The organism is Rhodococcus sp. R1101 (assembly GCF_000278445.1).
Classification (GTDB): domain Bacteria; phylum Actinomycetota; class Actinomycetes; order Mycobacteriales; family Mycobacteriaceae; genus Rhodococcus; species Rhodococcus gordoniae.
The window spans coordinates 1-5,385 of record NZ_AJVB01000264.1; the positions used below are offsets into that span (position 1 = coordinate 1).

The window sequence follows — 5,385 nt, forward strand, 5'->3', positions numbered from 1 at the left end:
ATCTTCCCGTGGGGGAGTGGTCGGTGCGGCCGACCACCGATTCCGGATGGGCTGCCGCGGCCACCGCGAGCTCCACGCACTTCGCCCGGGGGAGCGTCGGCGCGGGCACCGGTGCCCGCGCGGGGGCGCTCAAGGGCGGACTCGGATCGGCGAGCGTGCAGATCACGGACGGTCCCGCGGCGGGAATCACCGTGGCGGCGCTGATGGTCGCCAATCCCGTCGGGTCGGTGTTCGACAGCGTGACCGGCCTGCCCTGGGGCGTCGACGCCGCGCGCGCCGAAGAACTGGGACTGTCGTCGCCCTCGGCATCGGACCTGGCAGCAGCCCGGGCGCTCGGCGACAAGGGCACCGTCCTCAACACGACGATCGGCGTGGTGGCCACAGACGCGCCGCTGTCGAAAGCGGCGTGCCGTCGGGTCGCGGTCACCGGTCACGATGGGCTCGGGCGCGCGATCCGTCCCGCGCATTCCCCGCTGGACGGCGACACGATCTTCGCTCTGTCGACGGGCACCGCCGACGTGTCGGACACCCTGCGCGCCGCGCCGTCGATCCCGGCCTTCGCCGCCGAACTGCCGATCCTCGCCGCGGTCTGCGAGGCCGCGGCCGTGGTGGTCGAACGCGCAATCGTCGACGCGATCCTCTCCGCGACCTCCGTCGCCGACATTCCCGCCTATCGCGACGTGCTGCCATCGGTCTTCGGCCGCTGACTATATGACGGCAGAATGGTCCCATGACCATTCCCAGCGGTACCGGCGCCGACACCCGTCTCCGGCCGATCTGGCAACGTGCCGGACTGTGGATCGGGGGATTCGTCGCGATGCTCTACGGCGTCGAAGCCGCCGACGCGGTGCTCCCGGCCGATCTCGACGCCGCCGGTGTCGAGCCCCGTACCGCCGACGGACTGTGGGGTGTGTTGTTCGCGCCGATCCTGCACGCCGACTGGGCTCATCTGACCGCGAACACCGTGCCCGCCCTCGTCCTCGGGTTCCTGGTGCTGCTCTCCGGTATCGGCCGCGGGCTGGCCGCGACCGCGATCATCTGGGTCGTCGCCGGATCGGGGACGTGGCTGATCGCCGGCTCGGGTGAGACCCACATCGGTGCGTCGAGCCTGATCTTCGGTTGGCTCGCCTACCTGATCGTGCGCGGCTTGTTCACGCGTAAGGCGGGGCAGATCGTGCTCGGTGTGGTGGTGCTGTTCCTGTACGGCGGCATGCTGTGGGGTGTGCTGCCGAGCGAACCGTGGATCTCCTGGGAAGGGCACTTCTTCGGCGCGGCGGGGGGCGTCCTCGCGGCGTGGGCGTTGTCCGCCGACGCGCGTCGTGCGCGCCGCACCACCACGACGTCGGCCCTCCCGCGCTGAACTCCACCGATCGGCCGCGGAAGGTGGCCGAGCGATCCGCGCGTCACACCGTCACGGCCACTGTGAGTCTGCGCCCGTAATACGCGCGTTGGCTTCATCGAGGGACCTTCGGCATGGCAGCATGGCGTGTATGCGCATGACCGTTCTGGGGTGCTCGGGCAGTGTGGCCGGGCCGGATTCCGCAGCCTCCGGCTACCTGCTGACGGCACCGGACACCCCGCCTCTGGTCATCGACTTCGGTCCCGGTGTCCTCGGAGCGCTCCAACGGCACGCCGATCCCGGTGAAGTGTCGATCCTGCTCTCCCATCTGCACGCCGATCACTGCCTCGACCTGCCCGGTCTGTTGGTCTGGCGCCGCTACTCGCCGTCCCGCCCGCACGGCCGCGTCCTCACCTACGGCCCTGCCGGGACCGCCCACCGCATCGGTGTGGCGTCCGCCGAGATCCCCGGCGAGGTCGACGACGTCAGCGACACCCTCGACGTCCGGATACTGGGCGACGGCGAGCCGATCCGGTTCGGGAGCCTGACCATCTGCCCGGGGCGCGTCCATCATCCGCCGGAAGCCTACGGTTTCCGTATCTCCAGCGATTCCGGTCGCACCCTCGTCTACACCGGCGACACCGGGATGTGCGACGAGGTGGTCGACCTCGCGCGCGGAGCCGACGTGCTGCTGGCCGAGGCATCGTGGACCCACGCACCCGGACAACGCCCGGAGGGGATACATCTGTCCGGAACCGAAGCCGGTCGCATCGCGGCTCTCGCCGGTGCCGGCGAACTCCTCCTCACCCACATTCCGCCGTGGACCTCCCGCGAGGACGTCATCGCCGAAGCCAAGGCCGAGTACTCCGGACCGGTCCACGCGGTCTCGGCCGGAGACGTGTACCGCATCTGAAACGCCCGTCCCGCGATCGCCTAGGCTCGGACGGGTGACGACACGAGAAGACGGCAGAGCGGACGACGAACTCCGGACCATTCGCATCACCCGCGGATTCACCAACCATCCGGCGGGCTCGGTGCTCGTCGAATTCGGGCAGACCCGCGTGATGTGCACCGCCAGCGCCGAGGAAGGCGTCCCGCGGTGGCGTAGGGGATCCGGGCTCGGCTGGCTGACCGCCGAGTACGCGATGCTCCCCGCCGCCACCCACACCCGCAGCGGACGCGAGTCGGTCAAGGGCAAGCTCGGCGGCCGCACCCAGGAGATCAGCCGCCTGGTCGGCCGGTCGCTGCGCGCGTGCATCGACCTCGCCGCGCTCGGTGAGAACACCATCGCGATCGACTGCGACGCGCTGCAGGCCGACGGAGGCACCCGCACCGCAGCGATCACCGGCGCCTACGTCGCCCTGGTCGATGCGGTCGCCTACCTGCGTGCGGCAGGCCGCCTCGCCGACCCGCAGCCCATCTCGTGCCAGATCGCCGCTGTCAGCGTCGGCGTGGTCGACGGGCGTGTCCGCCTCGACCTGCCCTACGAGGAGGACGTGCGCGCCGAGGTCGACATGAACGTCGTCGCCACCGAGACGGGCACCCTCGTCGAGGTCCAGGGCACGGGCGAAGGTGCGACCTTCCCACGCTCCACGCTCGACGCGATGCTCGATTCGTCGCTCGCCGGGATCGCGGAACTGTGCCGGATCCAGCGCGAGGTGCTCGCCGACCCGTACCCGGGTGCTCTTCCCGAGCCGGTCGAGTCCGAGACCGTCAAGAAGAAGTTCGGAGTCTGACGTGCGGGTGCTGGTCGCAAGCCGCAATACGAAGAAGCTGCGCGAACTGCAGCGCGTGCTCGACCGCGCAGGGATCGAGGGCATCGAGCTCGTAGGCCTCGACACCGTCCCGCCCTATCCGGAGGCCCCCGAGACGGGGGAGACCTTCGAGGCGAACGCCGGGGCCAAGGCGCGCGACGGCGCCGCGGCCACGGGCATGGCGTGTGTGGCCGACGACTCCGGTCTCGAGGTCGACGCCCTCCGCGGCATGCCGGGAGTGCTGTCCGCGCGCTGGAGCGGACAGCACGGCGACGACGAGGCCAACACCGCACTGCTGCTCGGGCAGCTGCAGGACGTGCCGGACGAGCGGCGCGGGGCCGCCTTCGTGTCGGCCTGCGCGCTCGTCGTGCCGTCGGACGACGGATTCGTCACGACCGTCGTGCGCGGTGAGTGGCGCGGCAGTATCGTGCGCGAACCGCGCGGCGACAACGGTTTCGGATACGACCCTGTCTTCCGCCCCGAAGGCGAGGAACGCACCGCCGCCGAGCTGTCCGCGGACGAGAAGGACGCGCAGTCGCACCGAGGACGGGCACTCGCCCAGCTCGTACCCGCCCTCGCTGCGCTCGCCGCGACCGGTTAACGCACGCGGGCCTGCGTTCTGCGCTCCTCGTGCAGGGGTTCCGCAGCGCCGGTATGCGGCGTGGCAACGGCATCGGACGCCGGCACCGCGGTCGGGTCGGATGCGATCTGCCCATCCGGCTCGTCCCCGCGGGAGAGCTCACCTCCCACGACGGGCCAGCCCGCAGCGACCAGCAGTTCGCGGACCCGCTCGACGTCCTGCGGGTCGGGTTCCTCGTGGATCACCCCTGCCACGATCTTCCGGAGGGTGTCGTGATCCACCTTCCGCTCCGGGTGCTCGGACGCGGTCGCCGCTGCCGTCTCGATCGCCTCGAGGAGTTCCTCGTCCGTGAGTCGGCGTTTGAGAACGGCCAGCAACGCGAAATGATCCTTGGCCGGGATCCCTTCGGGATATCCCGCCCGTAACCAGTCCAGTACCACCCGTGGGTTCCACAGCGCCATCGTCGCCTCCTCACTCACCGCCCCGCGTCGGCCACTTCGCGTACGCAGTGCCGGGCGGGACCCCCTGTCGAAGTCACAGGGTTCCCGCCACGATAGCGAGGAACACCTGCTTCTTCCCGTCAGGGCAGTCACATCTCCGGTCAGGCACATCTCCGGTCAGGCACATCTCCGGTCAGGCACATCTCTCGTCAGGCGGTCGACAACCTCCGCGACGACGGCCTCCTTGCGAGGAAGCCCCGGCACAGCGAGCCCGGACCGATTTCCGCGTCCCGTGCGAGTCGCGGTTCCGCAGTTCGGCACCGCGAACCAGAGGCCGGCGCCGTGCAGGGGTGACGACAACGGCCGTGGGAGGAACATCGTGTTCCTCCCACGGCCGTGTGCTTTCGGGAACGTGCGACGCGTGCCTACCGCGCAGATCAGCCCGCGTCGTGTGACGAGAGTTCGTCGCCCTCTGCCTTCTCCGAGTCGTCGAGTGCCCACCGCATCTCGATGACCGTGCCCTCGGGGCCGGCCGAGACGTGGACGTCGCTGGCCAGATTACGGATCAGTGTCAGCCCGTGACCGCGTGAACGCCGGGCGTCGCTGTCGACGGCCTCGTGCCACGAACCGTGGTCGCTGACACGCACGAGCACCTCACCCTCGTGGGGCAGGAAGGTCGCCTCGTAGTCGAGGGTCCCGTGCGCATCGTCCGGCGCATAGGCGTGCTCGACGGCATTCGCGAGCGCTTCGTAGCTCGCGAGCAGAATGTCCTGTCGTCGGTCCTCATCGAGCGGCAGCTTCGCCAGCCACCGCCTCGTGACGACCCGCAGGCCTGCAATCTCGGTCGGGTCGGCTCGCACACCCGACGAACGGATCTCGTCGGGAAAGAGCAAGGCTGACTCCTCGGGGGCAGACGACATGACTCCTCGGTTCGTCGGGTGCGGCGGCCTACTCGGAGACTCCTTCCGGCGAGGCACCGAGGCCGGCGAGCGCGTCGTCGAGCTTCGGGTGGATCGCCAGGACCTCTCCGAGGCCGAGGAGCTCGAGCGGGCGTGCCGTGGCACTACCGTGTGCGACCACGGCGAAACCGACGGCGTCGGTAGCACGCTTGGACAACTCGACCAACAGAGCGATACCCATCGAAGCGAGAAAATCAACACCGCTGAGGTCGACGATCAGTCCGGTGATGTCGGTGTCGAGCAACCCCAGGGCTTCGTTCTCGAGCAGTGGAGCGCTCGTCATGTCGACTTCACCGTTGACGGACAGCACAGC

7 protein-coding genes and 1 pseudogene are annotated in these 5,385 nt (G+C 69.8%); 5 read left to right on the plus strand and 3 right to left on the minus strand.

What is annotated here, in order from left to right; translation table 11 throughout:
• The 5 genes from R1101_RS0115490 to rdgB all read left to right on the plus strand — a co-directional run.
• Positions 1-707: P1 family peptidase (locus R1101_RS0115490; RefSeq protein WP_016934297.1), on the plus strand; the 707-nt coding region annotated here is incomplete at its 5' end.
• 23 nt (positions 708-730) lie between these two features.
• A complete protein-coding gene (locus tag R1101_RS0115495) occupies positions 731-1,360 on the plus strand; it encodes a rhomboid family intramembrane serine protease (RefSeq protein ID WP_016934298.1) in 630 nt (209 codons plus the stop codon).
• A gap of 130 nt (positions 1,361-1,490) precedes the next feature.
• Entirely contained in the window at positions 1,491-2,252 is a 762-nt protein-coding gene (locus tag R1101_RS0115500; RefSeq protein ID WP_016934299.1) for a cyclic nucleotide-degrading phosphodiesterase, read from the plus strand.
• 34 nt (positions 2,253-2,286) lie between these two features.
• Positions 2,287-3,075: a ribonuclease PH gene (gene rph, locus R1101_RS0115505; RefSeq protein WP_016934300.1), complete on the plus strand. Its 789-nt coding sequence runs from the start codon at positions 2,287-2,289 to the stop codon at positions 3,073-3,075.
• Between the two features lie 7 nt (positions 3,076-3,082).
• A complete protein-coding gene (gene rdgB, locus R1101_RS0115510; protein WP_016934301.1) occupies positions 3,083-3,694 on the plus strand; it encodes an RdgB/HAM1 family non-canonical purine NTP pyrophosphatase in 612 nt (203 codons plus the stop codon).
• A gap of 146 nt (positions 3,695-3,840) precedes the next feature.
• Here the strand turns inward: rdgB and R1101_RS0115515 are convergent.
• The 3 genes and pseudogenes from R1101_RS0115515 to R1101_RS0115525 all read right to left on the minus strand — a co-directional run.
• A pseudogene (locus R1101_RS0115515) lies at positions 3,841-4,134 on the minus strand (DUF3349 domain-containing protein); the annotation flags it as partial.
• Between the two features lie 416 nt (positions 4,135-4,550).
• Entirely contained in the window at positions 4,551-5,006 is a 456-nt protein-coding gene (locus R1101_RS0115520; protein WP_026003324.1) for an ATP-binding protein, read from the minus strand.
• Between the two features lie 55 nt (positions 5,007-5,061).
• Positions 5,062-5,385: STAS domain-containing protein (locus R1101_RS0115525; protein WP_016934304.1), on the minus strand; the 324-nt coding region annotated here is incomplete at its 5' end.